The organism is Cryobacterium sp. M23 (genome assembly GCF_002929655.1).
In the GTDB taxonomy this organism is placed as follows: Bacteria; Actinomycetota; Actinomycetes; order Actinomycetales; family Microbacteriaceae; genus Cryobacterium; species Cryobacterium sandaracinum.
The window spans coordinates 1-5059 of sequence record NZ_PJJV01000024.1 but is presented as its reverse complement, the minus strand read 5'-3'; the positions used below and the strand labels follow the sequence as shown (position 1 = coordinate 5059).

General features: G+C 62.8%; 4 protein-coding genes and 1 pseudogene. 2 read left to right on the top strand and 3 right to left on the bottom strand.

Going from position 1 to position 5059, the window contains the following annotated elements; translation table 11 throughout:
• Positions 1-1188: 1188 nt before the first annotated feature.
• Positions 1189-2400: an IS4 family transposase gene (locus CXY82_RS00300; protein WP_104169183.1), complete on the bottom strand. Its 1212-nt coding sequence runs from the start codon at positions 2398-2400 to the stop codon at positions 1189-1191.
• A 365-nt stretch (positions 2401-2765) separates the two neighbouring features.
• Between CXY82_RS00300 and CXY82_RS00290 the strand changes: the two genes are divergently transcribed.
• A complete protein-coding gene (locus CXY82_RS00290) occupies positions 2766-3362 on the top strand; it encodes a DUF2243 domain-containing protein (protein WP_199180826.1) in 597 nt (198 codons plus the stop codon).
• Complete coding sequence (locus CXY82_RS00285) at positions 3362-4183, top strand: cytochrome c oxidase assembly protein (RefSeq protein WP_104169182.1); 822 nt, start codon at positions 3362-3364, stop codon at positions 4181-4183. The genes CXY82_RS00290 and CXY82_RS00285 overlap by 1 nt, the downstream gene beginning before the upstream one ends.
• A gap of 242 nt (positions 4184-4425) precedes the next feature.
• Here CXY82_RS00285 and CXY82_RS18420 read toward each other — a convergent pair whose 3' ends face one another.
• Complete coding sequence (locus tag CXY82_RS18420; protein ID WP_370443660.1) at positions 4426-4635, bottom strand: integrase core domain-containing protein; 210 nt, start codon at positions 4633-4635, stop codon at positions 4426-4428.
• 55 nt (positions 4636-4690) lie between these two features.
• Positions 4691-5053 (bottom strand): annotated as a pseudogene (locus tag CXY82_RS18415) (DDE-type integrase/transposase/recombinase); the annotation flags it as partial.
• Positions 5054-5059: the final 6 nt, after the last annotated feature.

Genomic DNA, 5059 nt, shown 5'->3' with positions numbered 1-5059 from the left:
CCAGCCCGCCAAAGAGCAAGAAAGCCAGCCACAACTAGCCGCCTAAACTCACGCTGGCCTCATTCACCTTGACAAATTCCGTATCTCCCGCTCGAACGCGCAGTGTGGGGCCGGGCACGCCACCGTTGTAACTGGGCGCACGCACGTCACGGCCAGCGAGGGTCACCTGTTGGGGTGAAGACTCGAGGTCAACGGTGAGAGTGCCATTGACGCTTCGTAGCTCCGGGGGCTCCACGAGGTCGCTCCCGGACGGTGTTGCCGGTGACGTAGTTGATGAGATCCGTTGATTGACGAAGAAATCCGTTCCGCCTACAGCCGTGCCTGCGATCCCCACCCCGCCGAGGATCAGGGCGCTACGGCGACTGAGATCGGGCACTACCGGTCCTCCTCGAGCACCCGTAGCTGATCACGCAACTGCTCCGCAGTGAGCTCCCCCCGAGCGAAACGCTCCTCAAGAATTTGCCTAGCACTGATCGAATCAGCTTGCCTCGGAGCGGATCGTGTGTCATCGCTTCCGGATTTGTTCGACAGTAAACGAACAATGACGTAAACGAGCACGGCGACGCCTGCAATAGCTAGCAGTCCGAATCCCCAGGACCATCCCATACTTCCGTTACCCCACATCATCTGAGTTCCTTCCGTTTACTAATCCGTAATGCCGTTATACCCCTAGAGGTATATAGTCTTAACTGGTAGATGGTACACGGTGTTGGCACGTGGAACGGCACGTACCTCACACACCGGTGCAACCCGCTGAAACTCACGCGACAAAAAGGGCCCAAACGCGAGGCTTTGACGGCTTCGAACTAGGCCCAGGGGTTGCGGGATATAGCTTGAGGCTATGACGACCGGGTGGAATCGGAAGACCATTGCTAGTGCCATGCTCGTCACTATCTTGACCTCGATCGGGGGACGCGCGCCTGCCAAGTGATGACGCTCTGGCGATAGGTCGCTGCTTTCCAGGATCCACTTGGGGACGCGCTAAGCCTCAATACCGTTCAGTTAAGTGTTTGAGTGGTGATTTCTGGCTCGTGGAGGGGTTGTGGCCAGTGCGTGTGGTGGAAGCGTTTGGCGGGCCACTTCGAGACCTTGCGTTTGATGACGCGAGGGTGTGATCGCCGTCGTCGCGCGGGGTTCAGGCGCCGGACGAGGGCGAGGATGGCGTGGCGCCAGACCGCTTTGGCGTGGTCAGGCTGCGGAAGGGGGAAAAGCGCCCTGAGCGACAGAGCGGCGGGCGATGCGGAGTGCGGCAACGAAAGAGACCCGGTCGGGGTCGCGGCGAGCGTGTTGGGCGGCCTCAACCATGAGGGTGCGGATCGCGTAGTGGCAACAGAGGTGGCCCCAGATTTCCTGCTTGACCAGGTCGGGGGATTTGGACCGCATCACCATGCGCGGCCCGCGTTGGTGAGTTTTCAACTCGTCGAACACGGACTCGATCTCCCACCGTTCGGAGTACACGGTCGCGAGTTCTTCCGCTGAGGCTTCGCCCGGATCAAGGATCGTGGTCAGCAGCCGGTAGGCGTCAGGGTTGTCGCGTCCATCGTCGATCGTGTAGTCCACGACCCGCACGGTCAACGGTGGTGTCGATTGCCGCCCAGGGCCAGAGGTCGGGATGATCGTCGCCAGCCAGGACCCGTCAGCGAGGGTCTCCAGATGCCTCGGACGAAGGTTCGTCTTGACCCGCCAAAGCAGGTCAGCGCCCGTCGCTGCCGCCTGAGCCCACAACCGGAAGCCGTAGAAGCCCCGGTCGGCCAGGACCAGCATGCCCGGCGTGAAACGGCCTGCGAGCTCACGGGAGAGTTCAATCTCCGACATCGTGCACGGTCCCATCACCGCGTCCAGAACGGCATGCGTTCCGCACTCCGCCAACGCCACCAGGCGCGCCTGCGGGAAAGCAGATTGCTCCCCCCGGCTGACCGGCGGCCGGCCAAAGAACTCCGCATTCACCACGCTGTCCGCCAGATCCAAGATTGTGCCGTCGATGGACATCAAACGCCGCCCCGCCAACCAGGAACCCGGCCTGTCAGGCCCTGCCAACGGCCGCGCCACCCGGGCAAACAGGTCTCGCACCGGCTCAAACCCCAACCGCCGACGCGCCTGAAAAATGGCCGACTTCGACGGCGGCGCGTACGCCTCGGACCAGCCCGATGACCACGACAAACCATCCGTCAGCTGAGCAAACACATCCTCGTACGACGCTTCGGCATACAAACCCATCCCGATCGAGAAATACGCCATCACCCGCGCCGGCAACGCCCGGTTCCGCTGCTCAGTCCGGCCCGCGGCCTGAACCACCTCGTCGATGACAGCCGCAGGAAACACCCGGGTCAACAAACCAACCGACACCAAATCCGACAACCGGCGATCAGAGACCGGCTTTACCCACCCTGTACGCGCCATAGCCACAACGTAACACGAGAACGCTTAACTGAACGGTATTGCGCCTAGCCTCAATCCACCGGTCCGCCTTGAATGAGCGGCGGATTGAGGCTTCGTCATCGGCGGGCTAGGGATGTTGTCCGTGCTCGCCGAGCTGCACAGCAACATCCTGGCACCCCTTATTTACGTTCTCACCGTTGACCTGAACTTCCTAGGAATCATCACCGCAGGTCTCTTCGCCCTCGTCTTACTCACTGTCTCCTTCCTGACGAGCACTCGTCGGGCTGCCGTGAAAGCTCAGGGACGTCAGCTTTGAGCGAGACCTCAATCCCGCAAGGGCGACTACCAAGTGAGCAGGGAACTGGACGACCGCACCGCGCGGTGCCATGCTGGTGTTGTATCAACCGAATGGAGATATGGTGGTCAACGCTTCAGGCGTGAATGTGGCGGAAACCCGCGCACAGCCCCGCGGGATCGGTCTACCTGGCACCATCCTCGGTATCGGGTTGGGTGGATTCGTCGATGGGATCCTGCTGCATCAGATCCTGCAGTGGCACCACATGCTCACCAGCGCCGCGACCGCGAACATTGATATCGGGTCCTACCCAGCGGATACGGTCCCCGGTCTGCAAATGAACACGCTTTGGGACGGGTTGTTCCATACGGTCACTTGGCTCGCGGTACTGATCGGGCTGGGAATGCTTTACTCTCGCGTCACCGGATCCCGCGGCCGCGTCTGGGCCTCACGCGTGCTCTGGGGCTGGATCCTGGTCGGGTGGGGAATATTCAACCTGGTGGAAGGCATCGTGGACCACCACATCCTGGGGGTCCATCACGTGATCAGCGGGGAGTTCCAAACCCTGGCCGATATCCTCTTCCTTGTCCTCGGCGCGTTACTCGTAATCGGCGGATGGCTGTTGCAGCGCATCGGGCGCCCCATCGATCTGACCGACCACAATGATCGAACGCACTCCTTGAGGTGATGTCCGACACGCACGAGGCTCACGCCGGCCACGCCGCCACCGCCTTGGGGACGGCGGTTCCGCTGATCCTCATCGCCGCAGTAGCGCTCGGATACGCTCTCCTCGCTCATAACCGCGGTAAGGAACCACGCGGGTGGAGCAGCTGGCGGACCGCAAGATTCCTCACCGGCTGCACTCTCCTCGCCCTGGGCTTATCCCCGCAGACCTCTCCATTTCCTCTCGGCGGGCTTCCCACTCACATGTACCAGCACCTGCTCATCGGGATGTACGCGCCCATCGGGCTGGTCCTCGGCGCACCCATAACCCTTCTGCTCCGGTCCGTACCCCGACGTCAAAGCAAGCTCATCGGACGCATTCTCCGAGCCCGGCCCATGCACCTCATCGCCCACCCCGTCACCGCATTGGCCCTCAATCTCGGAGGTCTGGCCGTGCTGTACTTCACCCCTCTCTTCACCGCCGCGTCTAACGCCCCTGTCCTTCACCACCTCGTGCACCTGCACTTCCTCGCGGCCGGCTACCTGTTCGCCTGGGTCATCTCGGGCCCGGATCCCGCGCCCCGACGACCGTCCGTGCCCGCCCGGCTGGTGATATTGGGCGTCGCGATCGCCGGCCACGCGATCATCTCCCAACTCCTCTACGCCGGGCTGTTCGTCCAGGTCCCCGCGTCCGCGTCCGAGTTCCGGCAGGCCGGAGAACTCATGTACTACGGAGGAGACCTCGCAGAACTTCTCCTCGCATTCGCCCTCGTCTCCACCTGGCGGCCACAGCACCGGCGCCAACTCGCACATCGCAATCAGGCGCAACCGAGCACTGTCAGTTAAACGGAACTCCCCGTCGTCTGCGCGTCGTTGTCTGGTCTGGGACTTTCCTACAACCGGCGGCCGTAGTCGCTCACATCTTCCGGATGGAGCCAGGCCGCGCAACGATCGGCCGACACCATCTTTCGTTGGACGCTTCCGATTGTTTGACCCGCAGAGGGTGGGCAAGATGCGGCCGGCGTGCTGCAGTGGACAGCAACAGCGGACCCATCACCATGGCCTTGACCCCGGAGAGTGGACACGGGTTAAGCGGCGAGTTGGATCTCTGCGGCCTGGGACGAGTATTGCATCTCGAAGTCCACCGGGGTGACATGCCCGATCGAGGAATGCCGCCGGCGGCGGTTGTAGCGGTTCTCGATCCACGCCGCGACGCCGCGGATCGCGCGCGCCCGGGTGGGCCAGATACGACGGTAGTAAAACTCTGTTTTCAAGGTCGCGAAGAAGCTCTCGGCCATGGCGTTGTCCCAGCAAATTCCGGTGTGTCCCATCGACCGGGTAATGCCATGTGCGGCAGCGAACTCGNCCGCGGAGAGCCATGGCCATGACCAGGGCGTCCTGGATGAGGTCGGTGCGCATGTGGTCGGCGATGGCCCAGCCGATCACGCGGCGCGAGTGGGCGTCGATGACGGTGGCTAAATACAGCCACCCTTCCCAGGTCCTCAGGTAGGTGATGTCGCCCACCCAGACCTGGTTCAGAGCCCCGGTATCCCACTGCCGTTTGACGGCGTCGACCGGGTAGGCGTCCTCGGCCTGGCTGACCGTGGTGGTGCGCCAGCGTTTGGGGCTGATGCCCACCAAACCCAGGCGGCGCATGGTGCTGGCCACGGTTTTGCGGGAGATGATCTCGCCATCGGCGCGGAGGTCGGCGAGGATCCGCGG